The 24,841-nt window shown below is 70.8% G+C and carries 22 protein-coding genes, 1 tRNA gene and 1 pseudogene; 9 read left to right on the top strand and 15 right to left on the bottom strand.

From position 1 onward, the window contains the following. The first annotated feature begins 98 nt into the window (after positions 1-98). Both CHAN_RS00235 and CHAN_RS00230 read left to right on the top strand, forming a co-directional pair. Positions 99-1,439 carry an MFS transporter gene (locus tag CHAN_RS00235; protein WP_290290690.1) on the top strand — a complete coding sequence of 447 codons (1,341 nt, stop codon included), beginning with the start codon at positions 99-101 and terminating at the stop codon, positions 1,437-1,439. Continuing rightward, positions 1,436-1,957 carry a nuclear transport factor 2 family protein gene (locus CHAN_RS00230; RefSeq protein WP_290290689.1) on the top strand — a complete coding sequence of 174 codons (522 nt, stop codon included), beginning with the start codon at positions 1,436-1,438 and terminating at the stop codon, positions 1,955-1,957. Before CHAN_RS00235 ends, CHAN_RS00230 begins: the two co-directional genes overlap by 4 nt. Here the strand turns inward: CHAN_RS00230 and CHAN_RS00225 are convergent. The 3 genes from CHAN_RS00225 to CHAN_RS00215 are packed head-to-tail and all read right to left on the bottom strand — an operon-like array spanning position 1,954 to position 3,452. Next, a complete protein-coding gene (locus CHAN_RS00225) occupies positions 1,954-2,532 on the bottom strand; it encodes a mismatch-specific DNA-glycosylase (protein ID WP_290290686.1) in 579 nt (192 codons plus the stop codon). The genes CHAN_RS00230 and CHAN_RS00225 overlap by 4 nt on opposite strands. Continuing rightward, a complete protein-coding gene (locus CHAN_RS00220; protein WP_290290684.1) occupies positions 2,529-3,065 on the bottom strand; it encodes an NUDIX hydrolase in 537 nt (178 codons plus the stop codon). The genes CHAN_RS00225 and CHAN_RS00220 overlap by 4 nt, the downstream gene beginning before the upstream one ends. A gap of 51 nt (positions 3,066-3,116) precedes the next feature. Next, positions 3,117-3,452: a YciI family protein gene (locus CHAN_RS00215; protein ID WP_048744371.1), complete on the bottom strand. Its 336-nt coding sequence runs from the start codon at positions 3,450-3,452 to the stop codon at positions 3,117-3,119. 211 nt (positions 3,453-3,663) lie between these two features. Between CHAN_RS00215 and CHAN_RS13720 the strand changes: the two genes are divergently transcribed. After that, positions 3,664-4,194: a DUF488 domain-containing protein gene (locus CHAN_RS13720; RefSeq protein WP_377748399.1), complete on the top strand. Its 531-nt coding sequence runs from the start codon at positions 3,664-3,666 to the stop codon at positions 4,192-4,194. 26 nt (positions 4,195-4,220) lie between these two features. Here CHAN_RS13720 and CHAN_RS00205 read toward each other — a convergent pair whose 3' ends face one another. From CHAN_RS00205 to CHAN_RS00180, 6 genes are all read right to left on the bottom strand, one after another. Further along, positions 4,221-5,081, bottom strand: a complete 861-nt coding sequence (locus CHAN_RS00205) for a prenyltransferase (RefSeq protein WP_290290681.1) — start codon at positions 5,079-5,081, stop codon at positions 4,221-4,223. Then, the gene (locus CHAN_RS00200; RefSeq protein ID WP_290290679.1) at positions 5,078-5,434 is read right to left on the bottom strand and encodes a lycopene cyclase domain-containing protein; all 357 of its coding nucleotides are present in this window, start codon (positions 5,432-5,434) and stop codon (positions 5,078-5,080) included. The genes CHAN_RS00205 and CHAN_RS00200 overlap by 4 nt, the downstream gene beginning before the upstream one ends. Next, positions 5,431-5,784: a lycopene cyclase domain-containing protein gene (locus tag CHAN_RS00195; RefSeq protein ID WP_290290678.1), complete on the bottom strand. Its 354-nt coding sequence runs from the start codon at positions 5,782-5,784 to the stop codon at positions 5,431-5,433. Before CHAN_RS00195 ends, CHAN_RS00200 begins: the two co-directional genes overlap by 4 nt. After that, positions 5,781-6,710 (bottom strand): phytoene/squalene synthase family protein, encoded by a 930-nt coding sequence (locus CHAN_RS00190; RefSeq protein WP_290290676.1) that lies wholly within the window; start codon positions 6,708-6,710, stop codon positions 5,781-5,783. The genes CHAN_RS00195 and CHAN_RS00190 overlap by 4 nt, the downstream gene beginning before the upstream one ends. A 219-nt stretch (positions 6,711-6,929) precedes the next feature. Then, entirely contained in the window at positions 6,930-7,250 is a 321-nt protein-coding gene (locus tag CHAN_RS00185; RefSeq protein ID WP_048744381.1) for a DUF2853 family protein, read from the bottom strand. Between the two features lie 68 nt (positions 7,251-7,318). Further along, a complete protein-coding gene (locus CHAN_RS00180) occupies positions 7,319-8,122 on the bottom strand; it encodes a glycosyltransferase family A protein (RefSeq protein ID WP_290290673.1) in 804 nt (267 codons plus the stop codon). 232 nt (positions 8,123-8,354) lie between these two features. On the opposite strand from CHAN_RS00180, the gene CHAN_RS00175 reads away from it, so the two are divergent. Then, positions 8,355-10,136, top strand: coding sequence for a SulP family inorganic anion transporter (locus tag CHAN_RS00175; protein WP_290290671.1), 1,782 nt, complete (start codon positions 8,355-8,357; stop codon positions 10,134-10,136). A gap of 437 nt (positions 10,137-10,573) precedes the next feature. Here the strand turns inward: CHAN_RS00175 and CHAN_RS00170 are convergent, their stop codons facing one another. Then, positions 10,574-10,918: a DUF7218 family protein gene (locus tag CHAN_RS00170; protein WP_290290669.1), complete on the bottom strand. Its 345-nt coding sequence runs from the start codon at positions 10,916-10,918 to the stop codon at positions 10,574-10,576. 447 nt (positions 10,919-11,365) lie between these two features. Here CHAN_RS00170 and CHAN_RS00165 point away from each other — a divergent pair, with 447 nt between their 5' ends. Both CHAN_RS00165 and CHAN_RS00160 read left to right on the top strand, forming a co-directional pair. After that, positions 11,366-12,532, top strand: a complete 1,167-nt coding sequence (locus CHAN_RS00165) for an iron-containing redox enzyme family protein (protein ID WP_290290667.1) — start codon at positions 11,366-11,368, stop codon at positions 12,530-12,532. Then, positions 12,529-12,747, top strand: a complete 219-nt coding sequence (locus CHAN_RS00160) for a CDGSH iron-sulfur domain-containing protein (RefSeq protein ID WP_048744387.1) — start codon at positions 12,529-12,531, stop codon at positions 12,745-12,747. Before CHAN_RS00165 ends, CHAN_RS00160 begins: the two co-directional genes overlap by 4 nt. Here the strand turns inward: CHAN_RS00160 and CHAN_RS00155 are convergent. The 4 genes and pseudogenes from CHAN_RS00155 to CHAN_RS00140 form a co-directional block, all read right to left on the bottom strand. Then, positions 12,744-16,208, bottom strand: coding sequence for a pyruvate carboxylase (locus tag CHAN_RS00155; RefSeq protein ID WP_290290663.1), 3,465 nt, complete (start codon positions 16,206-16,208; stop codon positions 12,744-12,746). The genes CHAN_RS00160 and CHAN_RS00155 overlap by 4 nt on opposite strands. A gap of 76 nt (positions 16,209-16,284) precedes the next feature. Beyond that, positions 16,285-16,938, bottom strand: coding sequence for a LutC/YkgG family protein (locus CHAN_RS00150; RefSeq protein WP_290290661.1), 654 nt, complete (start codon positions 16,936-16,938; stop codon positions 16,285-16,287). Then, a complete protein-coding gene (locus tag CHAN_RS00145) occupies positions 16,935-18,512 on the bottom strand; it encodes a LutB/LldF family L-lactate oxidation iron-sulfur protein (protein ID WP_290290659.1) in 1,578 nt (525 codons plus the stop codon). The genes CHAN_RS00150 and CHAN_RS00145 overlap by 4 nt, the downstream gene beginning before the upstream one ends. Before the next feature lie 164 nt (positions 18,513-18,676). Beyond that, positions 18,677-19,444 (bottom strand): annotated as a pseudogene (locus tag CHAN_RS00140) ((Fe-S)-binding protein); the annotation flags it as partial. A gap of 426 nt (positions 19,445-19,870) precedes the next feature. Between CHAN_RS00140 and CHAN_RS00135 the strand changes: the two are divergent. After that, a complete protein-coding gene (locus CHAN_RS00135; RefSeq protein WP_290290657.1) occupies positions 19,871-21,658 on the top strand; it encodes an L-lactate permease in 1,788 nt (595 codons plus the stop codon). A gap of 71 nt (positions 21,659-21,729) precedes the next feature. Next, positions 21,730-22,446, top strand: a complete 717-nt coding sequence (locus tag CHAN_RS00130) for a FadR/GntR family transcriptional regulator (RefSeq protein ID WP_290290655.1) — start codon at positions 21,730-21,732, stop codon at positions 22,444-22,446. Positions 22,447-23,170: 724 nt separating this feature from the next. Here the strand turns inward: CHAN_RS00130 and CHAN_RS00125 are convergent. Further along, positions 23,171-23,256 (bottom strand) — tRNA-Leu (locus CHAN_RS00125). A gap of 380 nt (positions 23,257-23,636) precedes the next feature. Between CHAN_RS00125 and CHAN_RS00120 the strand changes: the two genes are divergently transcribed. Further along, a complete protein-coding gene (locus tag CHAN_RS00120; protein WP_290290654.1) occupies positions 23,637-24,839 on the top strand; it encodes an FHA domain-containing protein in 1,203 nt (400 codons plus the stop codon). The last annotated feature ends 2 nt before the right edge of the window (positions 24,840-24,841 follow it).

Raw genomic sequence — 24,841 nt, 5'->3', positions numbered from 1 at the left:
CCGCCCCCACCATCGCCCCGGCCCCGTTCGGGGGGGTTTCACCAGCAAAAGCGTTAGCCGCCATTCACGGAAGCCGATTTCGCCGGTAGGGTTGCCGCATGACTGTGACGCGGAACACACCCGGGTTCTCCGGCCCACCGGACGACCCGATCGAGCCCGGAAACTCCGGCACATCCCACGCCCCCACCGCGCCGCAATCCCCCGCCCGCCCCGCCATCGGCCGCCGCGACTGGCTCCGCGTGGGCCTGGCGATGTTCGCCATCGGCTACGGCGCGAACCTCTTCGCCCCGATGCTCGAGGTCTACCGGGACCTCAACGGCACGAGCCAGTCGTCGGTCACGGCGATGTTCGGCATCTACGCCGCCGGGCTGGTCCCCGCGCTGCTGATCTTCGGCCCCATCTCCGACCGCCGCGGCCGCCGTGCGGTGCTGCGCCCGGCGATGCTCGTCTCCGCCACCGGCACCGTCATCCTGGCGTCGGCGGCGGCCGGGCCGGAGTGGCTGCTGTTCCCCGGGCGCTTCGTCGTCGGCGCTTCGGTGGGCATGGCAATGGCGTGCGGGGCGGCGTGGATCAAGCAGCTTTCCGTCGACAAGCCCGCCGCGGGCCCCCGGCGCGCAACCGTCGCCGTATCCGCGGGGTTCGGCGGCGGGCCCTTCGTCGCCGGCCTGGTCGCCGAGTTCGCTCCCGGCCCGAAACTGGTGCCCTACCTGGTGTTCCTGTGCGTGCTGGCGGTGGTCATCCCGATCATGTGGACCACCCCGGAAACCCAGTTCCGCACCGGCGCGGCGACCGCCCGGCGCGGCCCGCTGATCCCGAAGGTCGCGCTGACCGGCACGTTCCTGTGGGCGGTGGCGGCATGGGCGCCGTGGGTGTTCGGCACGGTGACGGTGTCCTTCGTGACGCTGCCCGTCTACGTCGCACAGGACGTCGGCATGAAGACGGCGTACATCGGCGCGCTCGCCGGCGTGGCCATGATCGCGGGCATGCTCATCCAACCGACCGCCGCCCGCGTCGCCGCGAAGGGCATGCTGCCGCTGTCGGTGATGGCGCTGGGCATCGCGTGCGCGGGCATGCTGCTCGCGGCGGCGACGGTGTGGCTGGACAGCGCGGCGATGGTGTTCCCCGCGGCGATCGTGCTGGGCGCCAGCTACGGCATCATGATGGTCGCCGGCCTCCGCGAGGTCGAGGCCATCGCCCGCCCCGACGAGCTCGGCGCGCTGATCGGCGTGTTCTACGCGCTGTCATACATCGGCTTTTTCGTGCCGTTCACGCTGTCGCTCGTCGCGCCGCTGGTCGGGCGCGTGACGGGGCTGGGCGGCGAGTGGGGCATCATCCTGTGCCTGCTCTTCGGCGCGGCGGTGTGCGTGGCGTCGATGGTGCCGGTCGGCCGCGCCGCCGAGCGGGGCCTGAAACTCGCCCGACGAAAGGACTCCCCATGACCGACTCCACCCCGCCCACCAACCTCCCCGATCCCATTGCCGCATGGGTCGCGGCGGACCGCGCAATGGACGTGGACGGCATGCGCGCCCTGATGTCGCCCGGGGTCACGCTGGTGTCGCCCCTGACGGATGCCTTCGACTTCACCGGCCCCGTCGACGTCGCCGGGGTGTTCGCCGCGGCATTCGACGTCCTCGACGACGTCGACGTCGCCCGCGTGACGGGCGCCGGGCCGGACTGGGCGATCCATGCCACGAACACCGTCAACGGCCGCCCGCTGGAGGAGATCCAGTGGCTGCACCTGGGCGCCGACGGCCTGATCGACCGCATCACCCTGTTCATGCGCCCGGTTGCGTCGGCGGCGGAGTTGCTGGCGACGATCGGCCCGGCGCTCGCCCGGCGCGGCCTGATGATGCCGGGCCCCGCGCGGGCGGCGTCGGTCCTGGGCCGGATGCCGGCGATGCAGCTGCACATGGCGGAAAAGCGCATCATGCCCCGGCTGCGGCCGGGCCGCGCCTAACCCAGTCGCTCCCACACCTCGTGGTACGCCCGCGCCAGCGACGCGACCGTCTCGTGCGCGTTGAGGCCGCTGGGGTTGGGCACGACCCACGTCTCCGCGCCGCCGATTTCCCGGTCCTGCTTGCCGACGGCCACCGGCTCCCCGTCCGCCGTTTTCGCTCCGAACGCCGTGCGGAATGCCCCGATGCCCGCGACCATCACGATCTCCGGGCCACCCCGGGCCTCCCGCTGGCGGGCGACCTTGTCGTCGAGGATGCGGCCGCCGGCGCGGATTTCCTCGTCCGACAGTTCGCCCGCGCGCGCCGTCGCACGGGCCACCACGTTGGTGAACCCGAGGCCCACCCGGGCGAGCATGCGGAGGTCGTCGTCGCAAAGCCCCTCGCGCGCGTCGACGAGCCGGGGCGTGATGCCGGCCTCGTGCAGCGCCGGCCAGAAGCGGTTGCCCGGCCGGGCGAAGGGCGCGCCGACCTTGGCCGTCCACAGGCCGGGATTGATGCCGACGACGAGCAGGCGGCAGGCATCGACGTTGATGTCGTCGATGACCGCGTCGCGGAAGGAGTCGAGGTCCCCGCTCATCGGGGGCGTTCCTCCTCGCCGAAGAGAACCGCACCGTCGGATTCGCCGCGGCGGGCGCGGATGGCCAGCTCGACGGTGCGGTCGAAGCGGGGCCCCATGGACGGCACCTGCGACAGCGGCACCCATTCGGCGGCGGTGTTCTCGCCGTCGGCGGGGTGTGGCCGGGCATCTTGTCCGGCCTCGCCACTGCCCCCGTCACCGGCCACCCGGGCGACGAAGGCATGGTCCAGGTACCGCGCCCGGTCGCCGTTGGGGTACTCGATGGCGCGGGTGGCCTGCACGGCCAGCAGCGATTCCAGCTCGACGTGCAGCGCCGTTTCCTCCAGGACCTCGCGCACGCCGGCGACGTCGGGTTCCTCGCCGGGGTCGACGATGCCGGTCACCGGCGTCCACCGGCCGTCGTCGGCGCGCCGGACCAGCAGCACCTCCTCGGCGCCGTCGTCGCCGCGCACGACGATGACCGTCACGCCGATCAGCCACAGTTCCGCATGGCCGAGGTGCCGGCGCAGTTCCACGATGAATTCCGGGGTCATGCCCCCACGGTAGGTCCCATCCGGCGGCGCGCGCCGCAACCGGTTATCGGGCTACTCCGCCAGCGCGCGGATCTCCACGGTGTTGGCGCAGGCCTCGGCGGCCTCGGAGGCCAGGTCGAGGGCGATGTCGTCGCCGTCTGCCTCGATGATCCAGAAGCCGCTCGGGAACGTGTCGGCGTCGAGGTACGGGCCGTCGACGACCGACCCGTCGGGAAGCACGGTCTTCGCCGCCTCCGGCGGGACCAGCCCGCCGGCGAGCACCCAATGGCCACGGTCCTGGAGGGACTGGTTGAACACGCCGACGCGTTCGAACGCGGCGTGCATGTCCTCGTCCGAGTCGTAGGGGTTGATGTCACGGCGCCCGTGGACGCTCAGGAGATACTGCATGGCGTTCCTCCATTCACTGCCGGGGGCGCGCACCGCCTTCGCCGACGGCGGCGCGATTCCATCACTCCGGCCCTGCATTTGCCTACGAAATGGTAACACCGAGCGGAGATGGGCGGGAGAGCCGAAGCCCCGCTCACCTCCGTTAACGGTGTGGCGCTGCCCCTTCGGCGAACCGAACGGCGTTCGGCTCGCACGCGCGTAGGGTCGGGCCATGGGCGATTCAACGCGAGAAACGTCGGCGGGCGAAGCATCGGGGGACGCCGGCGGCGGGTCGATCCGCACGGCCAAAATCCACGATCTTCGGTCCGGCGCCGACGGCGCGGGCGGCGGGCGCACCGTGCTCGTCGACCGGCTCTGGCCGCGGGGAGTGGCCAAGGACGACGTCGACCTCGATGATTGGTTCAAGGACGTCGCCCCCTCCCCCGACTTGCGGAAATGGTTCGGCCACGACCCGGACAAGTTCGGAGGATTCGCCGACCGCTACCGCCATGAGCTCGACGAGCGCGCCAAGCGGATCCCCGAATCACGTCGGGGCAGCGGAGATGAAGGGGCCGGGAGCGGAAGCGGGAACGATGTCGCGGCAGATGGCGCCGATTCCGAGGCGGCCGAACTGGCGGAACTGATCCGCGCGGCCGGTGCGGCGACCGTCGCAAAGCCGCTGATCCTGGTCTACGCGGCGAAGGACCGCGACCACAACCACGCCCTGGTGCTGGCGGAGTGGCTGCGCGGCGAGGTCGACTGAGGTCCGGCGTCAGCGGACCGGTGGGGCTACCGCACCCACACCCACAGCATGGTGATGGTGACCACGGCCCCGACCAGGAAGTTCAGCCACAGGAACACGGTCCAACCGCGGTGGGCGTCCTCGCAACGGTCGTCGGTGATCGTCCAGAAGCGCCCGGCATTGACGGCATACGTGATCGCGGCGAGCGCGACCACCCAACCCGGCGACGGCAACAGCAGGAGGAGGGCGGCGGCGACGGCGTACGTGATCGTCGAAAAGCGGACCGTGGCGCGCGCACCCAGCACCGTCGCGATGGAGTCCAGCCCGCCCTCCCGGTCGGCGCGGACGTCCTGCACCGCACCGAGGGCGTGGCTGGCGACGCCCCAGAGGAAGAAAGACGCGACGGCGACCCAGAAACCCGCCGGCGGCGATCCCGGCGCCATCGCCCCGCCGACCAGCGCCGGAGTGACGAAGTGCGTCGACGACGTCACCGAATCCAGGAACGGGCGCTCCTTGAAGCGCAGGTGGGGCGCCGAATACGCCACCACCGCGAACAGCGACAGCGTCAGCCACGCCGCCGACGCCCACGTGCCCACCGCATACAGATAGACGGCGAAGGGCACGACGGTGATCGCCGACGCCCACAACAGCGCCGAATGCAGATCCTTCGACAGCACCGCGCCCTCGACCCCGCCCTTGCGGGGATTGCGGATGTCGGACTCGTAGTCGAAGACGTCGTTGATGCCGTACATCGCGATGTTGTACGGCACGAGGAAGAACAGCACCCCCAGCCAGAAGACCGCGTCGAACCCGCCGCCGGAGACGAGATACGCGGCGCCGAACGGGAACGCCGTGTTCACCCAGCTGATCGGGCGCGAGGCCCCCAGCACGCTCAGAATCGTCCTCACGTCGGATCCACCTTCCCTTCGTCGTGCCCTTCGTCATTCGCGCCGCCGCCTCTCGCGGCGGCCGGGCCACCGCGGTGCCCCGTCCAGAGCGCCGGCACCGCAATGCCCGCGACGATGGCGTAGAGCAGATCCTCCACGGGCATCGCGCCGATGTACAGGCCGCTCATCTGCGCCTCGTCGTAGCCGACCAGTCCGGCGAGGATCATGAAGTTGTCGAAGACGGTGGTCAGCACCACCAGCACCGCCACCACGAGCGCCGTGACGGCGAGCTGTCGGGGCGCGCTGCCTCGGCGCCACAGCCACAGGGCCAGCGCCAGGACGATGAACGGCACGCTGATCAGCAGGTACGTCATGGCGCCGCTCCTTCCGGACCCCGCGCCCCCAGCAGCAATCGCGCCCCGGAGGTCAGGTTCATGGTCAGGTACGTCAGGAAGAACAGGAAAATCGGCTCCTCCAGCGGCATCTCGGGCGCCAGCTCGATGCCCGTCATGAACGGCGAGCCACCCCGGAAGAACACGCCGGTGACGATCCCCAGCGCATCCCACGCCAGAAACAGCGCCAGCATCAGCGCGCTGACCGCCCACGCCCGCCGCGCATCGTGGAAGAACACCAGCCGCCAGCGAAAGTCGCACAGCACCATGCACACCAGGGTGGTCAGCAAAATGACCAGGTAGACGAAGGGTTCCACGGCGGCGGGGATCATGGGAGGGCCCGCCTCCCGCGTCCCGTACGCCCCATCCGGGCGGCGGCGACGACGGCGCGGCCCGCGATGGCGGTCTTCTTCGGGCCGGGCACGCGGATCCGGGAGGTCGCGATCAGCTCCGCCGGCGTCGCGCGCAGGCGCCGGGACAACTCGGCGAACAGGTCCGTCGCCGCGAGCACCCCCGCGCGGGCGGCGCCGGGCAGCAGGGGGATGGACACGCGCGCGTCGGCGAGGTCGGCGTCGATGTCGTCGAGCAGCTTCCCCTTGATCGGCTCGGTCAGCGTCCGGCCGTCCAGCTCGTCGAAGTACGTCCGCCCGAGCTGCCCGGTGTCCTCGGCCAGGTCGCGGAGGAAGTTGATCTTCTGGAACGCCGCGCCCAGGCTCCGCGCCCCGGACGTCATGGTGGCTCGGTCGGCGGCGCCGGCTGGGTGGCCGGCGAGGAAGATGGACAGGCACATCAGGCCGATGACCTCGGCCGACCCGTATACGTACTCGTCCAGGGCGTCGGGGTCGTAGGTCGTTTCGGTCAGGTCGCGGCGCATCGACCGGAAGAACGCCCGCACGTGGTCTTCCTCGATCCCGCAGCGCCGCACCGTGCCCGCGTAGGCGTGCAGCACGGGATCGGAGTGGAAGGCAATCGAGGGCGCGCGCAGCACCTGCTCCTCGTATTCGTCGAGAAGCACGCGGATCTCGTCGTCGGAACAGCCCGCTTCCGCGGCGGTGCCGTCCACGATCTCGTCGGCGATGCGCACCATCGCGTACAGGTTCCGTATGTCCTGACGCTCGCGCTTCCCCAACAGGCGCGTGGCCAGCGAAAACGAGGTGGAATACGTGCCGATCACCGTCGAGCTCGCCTTGCGCGCCATGCGGTCGTAGCGCGGGGTGAACCGCTTTGCGACGTCCCGGCGCTCATCCTCGGCGGCCATGGCGAACCAAGCTCCCTTCGATAGGACCGGCGACGGCCGCCGGCCGCGACGACCGTTGGCCGACCGCGGGCGGACCCGGGGCCGGCGACATTTGCGTCCCTACCAAACGGAGCTTATAGGTGTTTCCCGGCGCGGGAGCGGCGAAGGCGAAAACGCCGTCCGATTCATCGGTTGCGGCAATCGCGCCCGGCCGCCGCCCCGGGCCGCGGCAACCACCGGTCAGCGGAAGACGTCGAGCTTCCCGAACTTCTCGGCCAACAGGTAGTAAACGGCGAGACGGCCATTGCGGGTGCCGTCGCGCATCTTCTCCCCGACCTCGGCGATCGCGGCGTCGAGCGCCTCGTCGTCTTCGGTCAGGCCGAGCTTCTTCTTCAGGAAGCTCTCCCGGACGGTCTTCAGCTCCTCCGGGTCGCTGAAGGCCACGGCGGCGGAGTCCCTCTGGGACAGCACCAGGCGGTAGGTCTTCAGCATGTTCTCCAGTACGGCATCATCCGCATCCGGTGCGTACTTCTTGACGTCCGCAACCCAATCGACGGCCATGTCCGATCCCTCCTCGGCTCTGGGGCGGAGACGCTGATGCGCCTCCGACTTCCAGGGTAGGCCCGTCATCACCGCCGGACAACGGGCTTTTTCCCGGCGCCCGCCGACCCGGGCAGCAGCCCGCGCTCGCCGAGGCGCCGGGGCGGGTGCTGGTCGCGCCAATTGACCCGGATGGTGTGCGCGCCGCGCCGGAACCGGCGGGCCACCTGGCGCATGCCGACGAGCGCCCGCGGGTCCATGTCCAGCACCAGATCCCGCTGGAACCACACCGTCTCGTGCGGGCGCACGGCAAAGGACAGGTGCATGTCCTCGTGGACCTCGACGTCGGAGAAATCGACGCCGCCGCGCACCTCCTCCCACCACGACCGGCGGATCGAGTAATTCGTCCCGAAGAACGGTTGATGCCCCAGGGCCGAACCCACGGATGCGCGGTATGCCCCGAGGTACATGGCCGTCGCCAAGCGCCCCCGGATGCCGGGGAGTTCGAACCGGCCCGAGCCCGTCACCCCGACGACCTCCCTCTGGCCGTGCTCCGGCCCGGAGTTGGCGTCGGCGGCGTCCCACGCGGCATGCAGCTTGCCGACGAAATCCGGCGCGGGAGCCACATCGGCGTCCGTGCGGAGCATGACGTCGCAGGTCGAGGCGTCGAAGCCGGTGCGGGTGGCCCAGGTGATGCCGCGGCGGGGCTCGTCGACGACCCGGGCGCCGAACTCGGCGGCGACGGCCGCGGAGTCGTCGGTGGAGCCGTTGTCCACCACCACGATTTCGTCGGCAAGTGTCGATTGGGCCGCGAAGGCGGCGAGGCAGCGGCGCAGCAATTCGCCGTCGTTCAGGCATGGGATGACGACGCCCAGCGTGCGGGTCCGGGTCACGGGATTCCTTTCGGGTGGCGTGCCGTCGAGGGTAGCGGCTTCCCCGGCCTCCGGCGGCGCCACGTTTAATTGGGGCATGGGCAATGACGGGAGCGAGACGGGCGGCGGCGCCGGGCGACCGGCCGCGGGCCGGGAACCGTCGCGGCCGCGGCGTCCGGGCTCGCCCCGACTGGGGCTGGGCCGTCTGGTGCCGCGCAGTCTCGTGCCGCGTTCTCCGTCACTGCGGAGTCTGGTGCCGCCGGCGCTGGTCGGCGCCCGGCGCAGCCTGCCCGGCGACGCGATGGCGGGCCTGACCCTGGCGGCGATTGCGCTGCCCGGGTCGATGGGCACCGCGCAGCTGGTCGGCGCCCCCGCGATCGCCGGCCTGGTGGCGTTCATCGTCGGGTCCGTGGTCTTCGCGCTGCTCGGCGGGCACCGCACGCTGTCGGTCGGCGCGGATTCGTCGATCGCCCCGATGCTCGCGGCGGCCGCGGCCGGCGGCGCCATCACGGGCTCGGCCACCGTCGGCGAGCTCACTCCGGCGGGGCACCCGGTCATCCACGCCGAGACGCTCATGCTGACGTCGGTGCTGGTCGGCGCGATTCTGCTGATCGTCGGGGTGTTCCGCGGCGGGTGGATCACCCAGTTCCTGTCCCGGCCGGTGACCATCGGCCTGCTGGCCGGGATCGGGCTGGACATCATCGTCGACCAGCTGCCCGTGGCGATGGGTCTGCCGCGCCACGGCGGCGGGGCCATCTCCGGCGTCGTCGAAATGCTGACCAGCCTCGGCGAGATCAACTGGCTGACGGTGTCGGTGGCGGGCCTCGTCCTGTTCTTCACCCTCGGGGCGCGGATGATCGGCCCGCGGGTGCCGGGCGCGCTGGTCGGCATCGCCGCGGCCATGGCCTATTCCGCCGCGGCGGATTTGGGCGGCAGGGGCGTGGTCACGGTGCCGCGCCCGAACCTGGCGCCGCCGAACCTGGACTTCGCGTCGGTGACCCCGTCGGCGGCGATGGCGCTGCTGCCGACGGCGCTGGTCATCTCGATTCTCATCGTCATCCAAACCGGCGCGACGGAGGCGTCGTTCCCCGGCGAGCGGCGGACCCTGGACCGCGACCTCGGGACCATCGGCGTGGCGTCGGCGATCGCCGGGGCGCTCGGTTCGTTCGCCGTCAACGCCTCCCCGCCCCGCACGGCCGTGGTGACCGCCGCGAAGGGGAAGTCGCAGGTCGCGGGGCTCGTGGCCGCGGCGATCGTGGCGGCGGCCGGTTTCCTGGGCGCGGGCCTCATTCCCCTGCTGCCGACGGCGGCGCTGGCTGCGGTGCTGCTCACGGTGGCGGCGCGGCTGATCAAGGTGCGGTCGATGTCGCGGATCGCCCGGTTCAGCCGCATCGAATTCGCGGTGTGCCTGGCCACCGTGGTGCTGGTGGCGTTCGTCGGGGTGGTGCAGGGCGTCCTCATCGCCGCGCTGGTCACGCTTCTCGACCGGACCCGGCGCGAGGCCCGCCCGCCGACGCACCGCAAGGGGATGATCCCGAAGTCGAACCATTGGGTGCCCGTCGACGCCGGCACCCCGACGGTGCAGGTCCCGGGCGTTCTGGTGTGGTCGGTGGAGGCGTCGCTGTGGTACGCCGACTCCGAGTTCGTCGTGGACCAGCTCAAGGAGGAGCTCGATGGCGACGAGGGGCCCTACGCGGCGGTCGTCCTCGACGCCGCGGCGATCGCCGACGTCGATTTCACCGGCGCGGGGGCGCTGACGTCGATCATCGACCACCTCGAGGCGGAAATGCTGCCGCTGATCATCGCCCGCCCCAACCGATCGGTCCAGGGGGCCATCCGTAAGGCGGGCCTGGCCGAGCATGTGCTCACCGAGCCGACCGTCGGCGATGCGGTGAAGCATGCGACGCGGCTGGTGGGTCTCGGCGATGAACTGCGGGCCGTGCGCGGCAAGCGGAAGGACCTCGCCGCGCTGAAAGACAAGGGGGTCACGCCGGACGAGGTCATCGAGCGCGCGGAAGAGCAGCTCGAGGAGTAGCTCGAGGAGTAGCTGTCTTGTCCCGGTAGGTTGCGAACGGCTTACGCGGGAGCGGAGACGCTCGGCGACGGTGACGGCCGCGTGCGCCATGGGACGGCACATGTTCCGGCACCGGGGAACCGCGACGCGCTCGGCCATCGCGATCTGCCGGTACGCAATGGCAAACCCACCCCGAATCGCGCCCGACCACCGTCCCCTCCTCTGCGAACCCACCCCGAATGCGCCAACCCACCTGTTAAAGCGGGTGGGTATGCGCATTCGGGGTGGGTTGGCGTGCGTGCTGCGCCAGACGGATGGGTGGGCGCGGCAAGTGCGGCGGGCGCCGCGAGTGCAGCGTGTGCGGGCGGCGGTTCGGCGCCGGTCGCTTGGCGACGGTGACGGCCGCGAGCGCCAGGGCCCGGCAACTGTTCCGGCACCGGGGAACCGGGACGCGGCCCTCAGTGCTCCCGCAGGGCCGCGATCAGCTCGTCCTTGTTCATCGACGACCGGCCATCGACGTCCAGTTCGCGGGCCCGGTCGCGCAGTTCGTCGACGGTCCAGTCCTCGTAGGAGCCGGCTTCGCCGCCCTTGCGGCCGACCTTCTTGCGGGAGGTGTTCGCCGCGGCGTTGGCGATGCGCGCGGCCTTCTCCTTGCTCGCGCCGTCATCGCGCAGCGCCTCGTACACCTCGGGGTCCTTCACGGACGGGCCCGGGTCGCCCTTGCCGCCTGAGTTCCCGCGGCCCGAGCCGCTCTTGCCGCTCTTGCCGCTCTTCCCGTTCTTGGCGGAGTCGCCGCTGGCCATGATCCGCACTTCCTCTCGCGCTCATCCTCGACCCGACCCGATCCGGTCCGGCTCCAGCCGGACGGGGCCGGCGTCTGCCTGCCCCGTCGTTCGAAGGGGTCGGTCGATCGAATGGTCTCGTCGTTGGCTTGGTGCCGTCGTGCTTCCGGGGCGCCGCAGCCTCCGCTCGGTCACCGGTGTGCGCGATGGTAGCGACGGCCGCGGATCCGTGCCGCCCCGTCCACCGCCATCCGCCGCCGTCCACCACACCATTCGACGCCCGTGCACCACCGCACCAACCACCGCCCGGACCGACGCACGTCAGCCGCACCATCCGCTGCCCGGGCCGACGCCCGTCCGCCGCTTCCGCATTCTCGTTAGAATGGCATTCACCTTTTTGCGGCGTTGCCGGTGCGCGCGCGTGCCGCGCCGTCGATGGACGCATCCCCGACCCGAAACGAGTCCCCGATGACCCTCGCGAACCACGCACCGGAGGCCCCGGAAATCCCGGCGTCCGACGACCGCGCCGCCGTTCCCGGACCACCCGCGCCGCGCGGACCGGCCAGCGCATTGTTGCTCGATCTGCTCACCGGCCGCACCGCGCACACGCCCGAGACGATGCGGGCGCTCGCCGATCACGTCGACAGCGCGCTGGCCGAATGCGCCGGAGACACCGGCGACGCGCTCCTCCACCACGATGACGTGCAACTGACGCTTTTCCTCCTCTACCTGCTCCACTACGGCCCGGCGCGCTGGATCGCGGGCGATTTCGAGTGGGATCCCGACCTCCTGGCCATCCGCGCCCGCATCGAGGACGCCTTCGACACCGTCCTGCACGACATCGTCGAGCTTCCCGACGCCGCCGTCACCGCCACCGAACCCGCCCCCGGCCGCACCGTGACCGAGGCGCTGTTCGCGATGACGGATGCCGTCGCAAAGCCGGGCCTGGCCATGTGGGCGGGCCGCAAGGCGACCGAGGAGCAGCTGCGCGAACTGCTGGTGCTGCGCTCGATTTACACGCTGCGCGAGGCCGACCCGCATTCGTGGGCGATCCCGCGCCTGCGCGGCCGGGCGAAGGCGGCGCTGGTGGAGATCCAGTCCGACGAGTACGGCAACGGCCGCCCCGGCCGCATGCACGCCGAGATTTTCGCCGGCACGCTGCGCGGCATGGGGCTTTCCGACGCCCCCGACGCCTACGTCGACCGGGTCCCCGCGATCACGCTGGCCTCGCTGAACATGATGAGCTTCTTCGGCCTGCACCGCCGGCTGCGCGGGGCGGTCGTCGGGCATCTGGCGGCGTTCGAGATGACGTCGTCGATCCCGAACAAGCACTACGCGCGGGCTTTCCGACGCCACGGGCACGGGAACGACGTCACCTGGTATTTCGACGAGCACGTGGAAGCCGACGCCGTCCACGAGCAGATCGCCGGCCGGGATCTGGCGGGCGGCCTGACCGACGACGAGCCGGAGCTGGCCGCGGACATCCTCTTCGGGGCGGCGGCGAGCCTGCACATGGACGACCTCGTCGGCGCGCACATCGACGCCGCCTGGTCCGACGGGCGGTCCGCGCTGCGCGAACCCGGCGGCCCGAACCCGGCTCCGGCCGACGGCGAGGACGGGGGTACCGGCCGATGAGCGACGACGACGCTCGCACCGTGATCACCGCGTGCCCGAACGGCCCGCTGCTGGTCCGCGGCGATTTCGCCATCGCCGCCGAACCCGGCGCGGACCCCGAACGCCCCGATCGCGCGGTGGTGGCGCTGTGCCGGTGCGGGGCATCCTCCATCAAGCCGCTGTGCGACGGCACGCACAAGCTGATCGGCTTCACCACCGGCAAGTCGCGCGGTTAGGCGGGCTCCCCCGCATCCGGGTCGAGCACGAGCAGCAGATCGCCGCCGTTGACCTGGGTGACCCCGGCCAGCGGCACCTGCGTGACCGTGCCGCCGACGGGCGCGGTGATGGACGCCTCCATCTTCATCGCCTCGATGGTGGCCACCTGGGCGCCGGCCTCCACGACGTCACCTTCCGCGACCGTGACGGCGACGGCACCCGCGAAGGGCGCGGCGACGTGGCCGGGGTCTGCGGGATCGGCCCGGCGCACCTCCGGGATCTCGGTGGCGACCGAGTGGTCGCGGACGTCGACGAGCCGCAGCTGGCCGTTGAGGGCGACCATCACGGTGCGCATGCCCTTCTCGTCCGGCTCCGAGATCGCCTCGAGCGTGACCAACAGCCGGACGCCCTTGCCCAGCGAGATCACGTGCTCCCGCTCCGGCGTCAGGCCGTAGAGGAAATCGCGTGTGTGCAGGGACGACAGGTCGCCGTACTTCGCGCGGTGTTCGAGGTGGTCGCGGGTGGGGCCGGGGAACAGCAGCCGGTTCAGCGTCGCCCGGCGCGTCGCGGAATCCGCCGCGAGCGCACGGGAATCCTCCTCGCTCAGGTCCTTCACTCCCCCGGTGACGCCGCGGCCGCGCAGGGCCCGCGTCCGGAACGGTTCGGGCCACCCGCCAGGCGGCGTGCCCAGCTCGCCGGCCAGGAAGTTCACCACCGAATCGGGGATGTCGAAGTTGGCGGGGTCGGCGGCCAGCTCCGCCGGGTCGACGCCCATGCCCACCATCGCCAGCGCCAGGTCGCCCACGACCTTCGACGACGGCGTCACCTTGATCAGCCTCCCGAGGATCGCGTCGGCCGCGGCGTACATGTCCTCGATGGCCTCGAAACGATCGCCCAGGCCCAGGGCGATCGCCTGCTGGCGCAGGTTGGACAGCTGCCCGCCGGGGATCTCGTGGCGGTAGACGCGGCCGGTCGGGGCGGTCAGCCCCGACTCGAACGGCCGGTACATCGTGCGGATGACCTCCCAGTACGGCTCCATCGCGGAGATCGCGTCCAGCGGGATGCCGGTGTCGCGGTCGGTGTGCTCGAGCGCGGCGACCAGGGCGGACGCGGAGACCTGCGACGTCGTGCCGGCCATCGAGGCATCGGCGACGTCCACGGCGTCCACGCCGGCTTCCACGGCCGCCATGATCGTCGCCAGCTGGCCGCCCGCGGTGTCGTGGGTGTGCAGGTGGACGGGCAGGTCGAAACGCTCCCGCAGCGCCGAGACCAGCGTCTTCGCCGCCGCCGGGCGCAGCAGGCCCGCCATGTCCTTGATCGCCAGGATGTGCGCGCCGGCGTCGACGCAGCGCTGCGCCAGCTCCAGGTAGTAGTCGAGCGTGTACAGGTCCTCGGCGGGATCGGCGAGGTTGCCGGTGTAGCACAGGGCGACCTCGGCGACGGCGGTGCCGGTGCGGCGGACGGCCTCGATCGCCGGGCGCATCTGCTCGACATCGTTGAGGGCGTCGAAGATGCGGAAGATGTCCACGCCCGTATCGGCGGCCTCGCGCACGAAGGCATCGGTCACCTTCACCGGGTACGGCGTGTAGCCGACGGTGTTGCGCCCGCGCAGCAGCATCTGGATGGGAATGTTCGGCATCGCCTCGCGCAGCAGGCGCAGCCGCTCCCACGGGTCCTCGCCCAGGAAGCGCAGTGCGACGTCGTAGGTCGCGCCGCCCCAGGCCTCGACCGACAGCAGATGCGGCAGCGTGTGCGCGTACGCCGGCGCCGCGGCCAGCAGGTCGCGGGTGCGCACGCGCGTGGCCAGCAAGGACTGGTGGGCGTCGCGGAAGGTCGTCGACGTCACCGCCACGGCCCGCTGCTCACGCAGTTTCGCGGCGAACCCCTCGGGGCCTTCTTCGAGCAGCACCTGCCGCCACCCGGCCGGCGGGACATGCCGCGACGGGCCGTCGAAAGGCGAGCGCAGGGGTTCGTCCAGCTTGTCGCCGGGGTGCCGGGGCAGCTTGGCGCGCGGGTCCGGGCCCGCGACGGGCTCGCCATGGGGCTTGTTGACGGTCACCTCGGCCAGCCACCTCAATGCCTTCGTGCCGCGATCGGCCGACGCTTCGCCGCGGAGCAGCTCGGGCCGCTTCTCGATGAAGTCGGTGGTCACGTTGCCCGCCAGGAACTCCTCGTCGGCGACCACCGCACGGAGGAAGCTGATGTTGGTGGCCACCCCGCGGACGCGGAACTCCGCCAGCGCCCGGCGCGCCCGCCGGACGGCGGCCTGGTGGTCCCGGCCCCGGCAGATCAGCTTGACCAGCATCGAATCGAAGTGCGGGGAAATTTCCGCGCCCGCGTAGATGGTGCCCCCGTCGAGCCGGACGCCCGCGCCGCCGACCGAGCGGTACGCCGAGATGCGCCCGACGTCCGGGCGGAAGTCGTTCGCCGGGTCCTCGGTGGTGATGCGGCACTGCATCGCCGCCCCGCGCACGCGCAGCCGGTCCTGGGCGATGTCCAGGTCCGCCAGCGTCTGCCCGGCGGCGATGCACAGCTGCGCCTGGACGATGTCGACGTCGGTGATTTCCTCGGTGACCGTGTGCTCGACCTGAATTCGGGGGTTCATCTCGATGAACACGTGCTCGCCGGCGCGCTCGCCGACGGTGTCCACCAGGAATTCGACCGTGCCGGCGTTGACGTAGCCGAGCTCGCGGGCCAGCTTCACGGCGTCGCGGTGCAGGGCCTCGCGGATGCCCTCGTCGAGGTTGGGGGCCGGCGCGATCTCCACCACCTTCTGGTGGCGCCGCTGCAGGGAGCAGTCGCGCTCGAAGAGGTGCACCGTTTCGCCCGTGGCGTCGGCGAGCACCTGCACCTCGATGTGGCGGGGCCGCAGCACCGCCTGCTCGAGGAATACCGTCGCGTCGCCGAAGGCGGTCGCCGCCTCGCGCATCGCCGCGCCCAGGGCGTCGGGAAGCGCCTCGCGGGTTTCCACCCGGCGCATGCCGCGCCCGCCGCCGCCCGCGACGGCCTTGACGAAGATGGGGAAACCGATTTCGTCGGCCTGCTCCAGCAGCGCGTCGACGTCGTCGGACGGCTCCGTCGACCGGAGCGTCGGGATGCCCGCGCGCTGGGCCGCGCGCAGCGCCTCCACCTTGTTGCCCGCGAGCTCCAGCACCTCGGCGCGGGGGCCGATGAAGGTGATGCCGGCCTCCTCGGCGGCGCGGGCCAGATCCGGGTTCTCCGAAAGGAAGCCGTAGCCCGGGTAGATGGCGTCGCACCCGGATTCCACGGCGACGCGGATGATCTCGCCGACGTCGAGGTAGGCGCGGACGGGGTGGCCCTCGACGCCGATCTGGTAGGCCTCGTCGGCCTTCTGCCGGTGGATCGAATACCGGTCTTCGTGCGGGTACACCGCGACGGTCTTGATTCCCAGTTCGTAGGCCGAGCGGAAGGCGCGGATGGCGATTTCGCCGCGGTTGGCCACGAGGATCTTCTTGAACATCAGGTTGGTTCCATTTCCGCCCCGGCCGGCGGGTTCCGGCGGCCGGGGGCTGTTGTCGGGCGTGGTGCGTGCCGGGTCAGCCGAGGAGGATGACGTCCAGGCGGCGGGGCCCGTGCACGCCCTCGACGCGCTCGAGTTCGATGTCCGACGTCGCGGAGGGGCCGGAGATCATGGTGATCGGCGCGGTCGGCTCGACCCGGGCCATCGCCTCGGGCACGAGTTCGGTGACGCTGCCGGCGGGCACGATGCAGATGTGGTGGTCGGGCACCAGGCTGATGGCGCGGCGGCCCTCGTCCGGCCGACCGGTGAGGAAGATCGTCCCGGTCTCCGCGCAGGACACCGTCGACGACGTCACCACGGCGTCGACCGTGTCGTTGAGCTCGCGGACCCCGAGCGGCGCATCGGCCGTGTCGGCGTGGAAGCGGGCCGCACCCGGCGCGCCGTCGCTTCCGGCACCGCCCTCGGGCAGCCACGCCCGATCCAATCCGGAGGGGACGACGACCCGGCGGGCGTCGCAAAGCAGCTCCCCCAACCTGGCCGGGAGGGTGTCCGGGGTCTCGCGGTAGACGTTGGCCCGGTAGTCGATCAGCCGGTCCTCCAGCATGTCCAGGATCGCCGCGGCGTCCCGGCCGGAGGTGCGCCGGTAGTTGCGCGGGACGTCGGGGGCGACCGGCCCGTCGCCGAGCGCGTCCCGGATGCGGCGGAGGATCTCGTTTTTGGCGTCGCTCATTTCTGCTCCTGCTTTCCGCTCCGCGCCCGCTGCCGGGGCTGCTCCTGCTCTCCGGCCGCGCCGGCGTTGCGGGGCGCCCCATCCGGCGCGCTCTCGCTGTTGGTCGCGCCGTGCTTCCTCCACCACGCGCGGAACGACTTCTTCGGCGGGGCGGGGATGTCGCGCTCATCGGTCCAGCCGCCGGCCAACCCGGGCAGCCACCCGATCTTCCGGTCGCGGCCGGCGACGAGGCGGCCCAGCGGCAGGCCCTTTTCCAGCAGCGACATGCGCGATCCGGAGGACATCGCCGCCGACGCGGCCTTCATCATCAGATCCATCTGCGACGGCACCGGCCCGCGCTGCGCCTCCACCGCCTTCGCGCGCAGGTGCACGAGGATTTCGGGGATGTTGATCTTCACCGGGCACACGTCGTAGCAGGCGCCGCACAGCGACGAGGCGAACGGCAGCGACGCGTTCTCCTCCGAGGTGATGCCCGTCAGCTGCGGCGACAGGATCGCCCCGATCGGGCCGGGGTAGGTCGACCCGTAGGAGTGCCCGCCGGCGTGCTCGTACACCGGGCAGACGTTGAGGCACGCGGAGCAGCGGATGCAGTGCAGCGCCGAGCGGCCGACCTCGTCGCCGAGGACCGCGGTGCGGCCGTTGTCCAGCAGCACCACGTGCACGTTCTGCGGCCCGTCGCCGGGGGTGACGCCGGTCCACATGGAGGTGTACGGGTTCATGCGCTCGCCCGTCGAGGACCTGGGCAGCAGCTGCAGGAACACCTCCAGGTCGGAGAACGACGGCACGATCTTCTCGATGCCCATCACCGTGATCAGCGTGTCCGGCAGCGTCAGGCACATGCGGCCGTTGCCCTCGGATTCGACGACGGTGAGCGTGCCCGTTTCGGCGACGCCGAAGTTCGCGCCGGAGACCGCGACGGTGGTGCCCAGGAATTTCTCGCGCAGGTGCAGCCGCGCGGCCTCGGCCAGGTCGCGGGGCTCGGAGGTCAGCGACTCATCGGCGCCGGGCATCTCGGCGAGGAAGATGTCGCGGATCTCGTGGCGGTTGCGGTGGATCGCCGGCACGAGGATGTGCGAGGGCTTGTCGTGGCCCAGCTGCACGATCAGCTCGGCCAGGTCGGTCTCCGTCGCGGTGATCCCCTGCTGCGCCAGGTGGGCCTCCAGCCCGATTTCCTGGGTGGCCATGGACTTCACCTTGATGACCTCGGTCGATCCCGTGTCCCGGATCAGCTTTGCGACGATGGCGTTGGCCTCTTCGGCGTCGCGTGCCCAATGCACCGTGCCGCCACGGGCGGTGAAGTTGCGCTCGAATTCCTCGAGAAGCTCGGGGAGGTTGGCGGCGACGTTCTGCTTGAGCGCCGACCCCGCGTCGCGGAGCAGCTCCCAGTCGGGGAGCTCGGCGGCGACCGCGGCGCGCTTGCCGCGGATGGTGTGGGTGGCGTGGCGGATGTTCGCGCGCATCTGCCCGTTTTTCATCTGCTCCTTCGCCGCCGCCGGGAAGGCCTTGGTGGCGTGCAGGTTCCCGTGGCCGTGGACCGGGCGGGCGGCGGGGATGCCCAGGTTGATGGCGGTCATCGTCGGCCCCCTTCGGTCGCGGCGCTGCGCGTGTCGTGACCGGCGTGAACGGCGTGAGCGGCACCGTCGACGTGATCAGCGTGAGCGGCACGGTCGGCGCAGCCGGCACGGCGGCCGGTCCGCCCGCGGAACCGGCCCGGTTCGGGGATGGACAATTCGACCGGGCCCGACACCTCCAGGGGCTCCTCGCGGGTGGAGGCGAGGATCTCGGCGAAATGCACCGCGGTGACGGGAACCTCGCGCCGCGACATGGCTCCGCCCATGTGCATCAGGCACGAGGCGTCGCCGCCGGCGCACACCGAGGCGCCGGTGCCGACGATGTTGCCGATCTTCGCGTCGACCATCGCCCCGGACACGCCCGGGTTCTTCATGGCGAAGGTGCCGCCGAAACCGCAGCACTCGTCGGCGTCGGGAAGCTCCCGGAAATCGATGCCGCCGACCGTGCGGAGCAGCCCGGGCTGCCGGTCCCCCAGCCGCAGCAGCCGCATCCCGTGGCAGGAGGGGTGGTACGTCACCGGATGCGGGAAGTACGAGCCGAGCTGTTCCGCGGCGTCGGTGATGCCGAGGACGTCGACGAGCAGCTGCGACAGCTCGTAGGTGGTGCCGGCGACCTCCGCGGCGCGCTGCGCCAGGCCGTCGTCGCCGCAGATGCGGGCGACCATCGGCTGCTGGTGCCCGAGGGAGGCGACGCACGACCCCGATGGCGCGACGGCGACGTCGTAGTCGGCGGACTCGAACGCCTCGACGTGGTTGCGCACGACCGGCAGCGCGTCGGCGAGGTACCCGCTGTTGACGTGCATCTGCGAGCAGCAGCCTTGGCCGGGCGGGAAGACGACCTCGTGGCCGAGGCGCTCGAGTATGCGGACGGTGGCCAGGGCGACCTTCGGGTACATCGCGTCCACGATGCACGTGGAGAACAACGCGATTCTCATGGGACCTCCAGGGTGGGTGGGCAGCCGGGATTGCGTCGAAACAGCTGGTGGAGCGGCATTCCGGGGTGTGCGTCGGGTGCCGCCTCCGGCCTCGGCGCGGGATGGGCGGAGTCGAGCGTGACCCCGTCCCGGGCTGTGGTCAGACCACAGTAAACCAGTGAGGCAGGTCACGCAAATGCCGAAACATTTTTGTTTTGGCCCTTGATTTGGGTGACCGCAGTCACATAATCTCCTGTGGACTGACCACACGGAGAAGGCGATCGGCCCCGTCGCAAAGCGGGCCCGGGGACCTCCGCCCGGCGTCAGGCAGACACCCCTCCCCTCCGATCGGGGACGGATGCCCCCCGCATCCCCGAACGACGCACCCCCGGCCCCGCGCACAACCCCACCCAGGAGCACGCGCCCGGCCGCCGAAAGGACCGATACATGGACAATCTCGCCGTGCTGAGCTTCCTGGCTCTGCTGCCCCTGCTGCTGGTGGGCGTCCTCCTCGCCGGCTTCCGCTGGCCCGCCAAACGCGCCATGCCCGTCGGCTACGTCGCCGCCGTCATCGTCGCCGTCACCGTCTGGAAAATGAGCATCACCGGCGTCGTCGCCGCGACCATCGAGGGGCTCGTCGTCGTCTCGACCATGCTCTACATCGTCTTCGGCGCCCTGCTGCTGCTGTCGACGCTCACCGTCGGCGGCGCGATGGCCACCATCCGCGCCGGCTTCAACGACATCTCCGAGGACCGCCGCATCCAGGCGATCATCATCGGCTGGCTGTTCGGGTCCTTCATCGAGGGCGTCTCCGGCTTCGGCACCACCGCCGCCGTCGTCGCGCCGCTGCTGCTGGCCATGGGCTTCCCGGCCATGTCCGCCGTGATGGTCGGGCTCATCGTCCAGTCCACCCCCGTCAGCTTCGGCGCCGTGGGCACGCCGATCCTCGTCGGCGTGGCCAACGGCCTCGGCGGCGACCCCGCCGTCGCCGAGCGCGTCAAGGTACTGGGCGTCACCATGCCGGAGTTCATCAACTCCATCGGGTTCCACACCGCCGCCATCCACGCCATCGTCGGCGTGCTCATCCCGCTGATCATCGTCACCCTGCTCACCGGGTTCTTCGGCCCCGAGCGCCGCTTCCGCGACGGCCTGGCCGTGTGGCCCTTCGCCATCTACGCCTCGGTCGCCATGACCATCCCCTACGTGCTGGTCGCCCGCTTCCTCGGCCCCGAATTCCCGTCCATGTTCGGCGGCATCATCGGCCTCGCCGTGGTCATGTACACCTCCCGCAAGGGCTTCCTCATGCCGAAGGACACCTTCCGCTTCGGCCCCCGCGAATCCTGGCCCGCCCGCTGGATGGGCACCATCGAACCGGCCGCCGCCACCGACGTCTCGTCCCGCATGAGCCTGACCCGCGCGTGGGCGCCGTACGTGCTCATGGCCCTCCTGCTCGTGGCCACCCGCGTCATCGCCCCGCTGAAGGAGTGGCTGACGGGCATCGCCATCCCCTTCAAGAACATCCTGGGCACCGAGGTCTCCACCACCATCCAGCCCTTCTACCTGCCCGGCTTCGTGCTCATCCTCACGTCGGTGTTCGCCTACGTGCTGCACCGCATGAACGGCGCCCAGATCCGCGAAACCCTGCGCATTTCCGGCGGCCAGCTCGCCGGCACCGCCGCGGCGCTGGTGTTCGCCGTGCCGCTGGTGCGCGTGCTCATCCAGTCCGGCCCCGACCTCAACGAATCCGGCCTGTCCAGCATGCCCGTCACCCTCGCCGAGGGCGCGGCGCTGATCTCCGGGTCGGCGTGGCCGCTGATCGCACCGTGGATCGGCGCGCTCGGCGCCTTCATCGCCGGCTCCAACACCGTGTCCAACCTGACGTTCTCGCAGTTCCAGTACTCCACCGGCGTCGCCATCGGTCTCGACCGGCCGGAGCTGATCGTCGCCACGCAGGCCATCGGCGGCGCGGGCGGCAACCCGATCGCCATCCACAACATCGTCGCCGCCTCCGCGACGGTCGGCCTGCTCGGCCGCGAAGGCGACCTGCTGCGCCAGACGATCCTGGTCACCACCTACTACTGCCTCGCCGGCGGCGTCGTCGCCTACCTGTTCATCAACGGCTTCGGGCTGAACCTCGGCACCGTGATGCTCGTGGCGCTGATCGCCGGGCTGGGATTCCTGGCCAACCACCTGTGGCGCAAGGAGTCGCCCGTGAAGGTCGGCGCCCGAGTCTGACGCCCAAGTCGGACGCCCGATCGGTGCGGGCCTATCATCGACGAAAGTCGTTTTCGCCAGGAGGCCCGTTCATGCCCGCCACCACCGCCCGCGCCTACACGGTCGTCCTCGATTGGCTGGAGGAACGCCTCCGCAGCGGGGCCATCTCCGTCGGCGACAAGCTTCCGGGCGAAAGGCAGTTCGCCGAGGACTTCGGCATTTCGCGGGCGTCGGTACGCGAGGCCATCCGCGTCCTCGACGCCATGGGCCTGGTGCGCTCCGCGACCGGTTCCGGCCCGAAGGCGGGCGCCGTGGTCATTTCGGAGCCGTCGGCGGCGCTGGCCTGGGCGCTGCGCATGCACGTGGCCACCCGTTCCCTGCCCGTGCGCGACCTGGTGCAGACCCGCCTGCTCCTGGAGACCCAGTCCGCGCTCGAGGCGGCGTCGGCCCCGGATGGCGAGGAACGGGCGAAGACCCTGGAACGCGCCGGCGAGCTGCTGGACATCATGGATGATCCCGACCTCCCCGCCCGCGACTTCCACTCCAACGACGCCGAGTTCCACGTCCTGCTCGCCTCGCTGGCCGGCAACGTGGTGGTGGAGACGATCATGGCGTCGCTGCGCCAGGCGACGATCGGTTACGTGCAGGAGACCGTGTCGGGCCTGGAGAACTGGCCGGAGATCAGCCGGAACCTGCAGAAGCAGCACCGCGAGATCCTCGCCGCCGTGGTCGAGCGCCGGGGCGAGGACGCGGCGGAACTGCTGCGCCACCACATCATGTGGTTCTACGGGTTCAGCGACCAAAGCTGAGCGCCGCCTACTTTTCCGCCTCCGAGCGTTCCGGGAAGCCCCCGTCTTCTTCCCATCTGGCGGAATCTCGCCGGCTTTCCTTTGCGGAGGTGCCTCGTCATCCTTCCTTTACGGAGGGCGTCGACAGAGGTTGTCCGGAGATCGTTCGCGAGCGGCCGCTTAACGACGTTTGCCCAGGAACCGTTCGTGGGCCGGCGCTTGACGACGGTGGCCCGGGAACCGTTCATGTCGTTTGATCAACGCTCCCCAGTAGCACTTCTGACCACCAGCGGATTCGCGACGCGGATTTCGGCAACGTTGATCATCTGACACAACGGACAGTTGGGTGGCTCGACGAAGAACAGAATGGCCCGCGAACAACCGGGGCTAGCGAACAACCGGAGCCCGACGAATAGACCGAAGATGCAACGGACGACAGGGCAGCTCACCGAACACCGGATGGCCTGCGAACGACCGATACTCAACGAACGACCTGGACTCAACGACGGATGCCCAGGGACCGTTCGTGTCGTTTGATCAACGCTCCCGAGTAGCACTTCTGACCACCAGCGGTTTCTCGGCACCGTTTTCACAAGCGTTGATCATTCGATACAACGGGCACCTGGGCGACACGACGAAGCACCGAATGGCCCGCGAGTAGCTGGGTGGCACGACGAAAAGACCGGAGGTCACGAACCCTTTTCGAGTTCGTAACCTCCGGCCTTGCAGTTCGTAGAACCGCTCGTGGTGGGCGAAGGGGGACTTGAACCCCCACGTCCCGAAGGACACTGGCACCTGAAGCCAGCGCGTCTGCCATTCCGCCACTCGCCCGTGGCAACGAGGAATACAATAACACCCGCACTCCCGCGGGCACCAAATCCGCAGGCCAGCGCATGTTTCCGGGCACACCAAAACGGCCCCGACCACACGTCGCGAAGCAGCCCCCAGGGCCCGAAAACCCACCCGCGCGGGCCCCGAAAAACCGCCCGCCACGGCCGAAACGGGCCCCGCAACGCCCTCCGACCCCGGTCCGCCGGAGATGAACAACCATTCTCTCTGGGGCGGGCGCCCCTATACTGGGGCACGCACATACGCACGCACGCGCGGGCGTCGCAGTCGCAGCCGTCACAGCGGTCACGTCGGGCGCCGTCCGCAACCGATAGCCCGAGCCCGCCCCCGGCAGGTTCGGGGGAAGGCGAAACGACCCGCTAATGGATTTTCTGGGACGCATCAGGAAGCTCGACAGTTCGCTGCAGCGCGGGCTGGACAACAGCTTCGCGCGCGTTTTCGGCGGCAAGGTCGTGCCCAACGAGTTGGAGGAGTGCCTGAAGCAGGAGATCGAGGATTTCCTGATGCAGGATGCCGAGGGCCGCTACCTGGCCCCCAATGATTTCCGCATCGGCGTGAGCCCGAAGGACTTCGCCAATCTTTCGGCCGGCGGCCCGGAGCTGCCGTCGGAGCTGGCGGACCGCATGGCGCGCTACTGCCGCAACAACGGGTGGGCGATGTCCGGTTCGGTGTCGGTGCGCATCCAGCAGGTGGATTCCCTGCACACCGGCCAGTTGAAGACGGCCAGCCAGTTCACCGAGGGTTACCGCGACGAGTCCGGTTTCATCGGGGAGGACGGGGAGCCGATCTCCGTGGATCCCGCGTCCGCCCCGCTTGACGACGCCGCCGCGACCGGCAGTGCGCCCGCGCAGTCGGCCATGCCGTCCGATCGGTACGGCGACGGCGATGGCGCGGATTCCGATTACGGACACGGCTACGGCGCCGGTGCCGCGGGAGCCGCCGCCGGCGCCGCCGCGGGAGCCGCCGGTGCCGCCGGTGCCGCCGGGGCGGGCGCGGCGGGGGCCACGGCCGTGCCGGGCGGCGCTTCGGAAACCGAATCTCACTACCGGGCACCCGGCGAAGAATCCGATCCGGCCTTCGCCCGGCCCGACGCCCGCGCCCCCGCCACCGGATACGCCGACGATGATTTCGCCGCACCCGGCCCGGGCGCCGGAGCCATGGGCGCCGGAGCCATGGGCGCCGGAACCGCGGGCGCCGGGGCGTCGCAAAGCAATGCCCCGTCCCCCCACGACCGCCCGGTGCAGGTCCCCCCGGGGCCCTCGTCGCCGGAAGAGGAACAGCTGACGGTGACCCTGCTGCTGCAGGACGGTTCCAACCGCACGTTCGAGGTCAGGCCGGGATCGAACATCATCGGCCGCGGCACCATCTCCGACTTCCGGCTGCCGGACACCGGAGTGTCCCGCCAGCACGCGGAGATCACCTGGGACGGCCGCGACGCCGTGCTGGTGGATTTGCACTCCACCAATGGCACGATGGTCAACGATTCACCGATCGACAACTGGCTGCTCGCAGACGGCGACGTGATCTCCATGGGCCATTCGGTCATGGAGGTCCGGATCCGTTGACG

The sequence above is a fragment of the Corynebacterium hansenii genome, from assembly GCF_030408795.1.
GTDB lineage: Bacteria > Actinomycetota > Actinomycetes > Mycobacteriales > Mycobacteriaceae > Corynebacterium > Corynebacterium hansenii.
The sequence above is the reverse complement of the archived record's forward strand: the minus strand, read 5'-3'. Positions and strand labels throughout refer to the sequence as shown.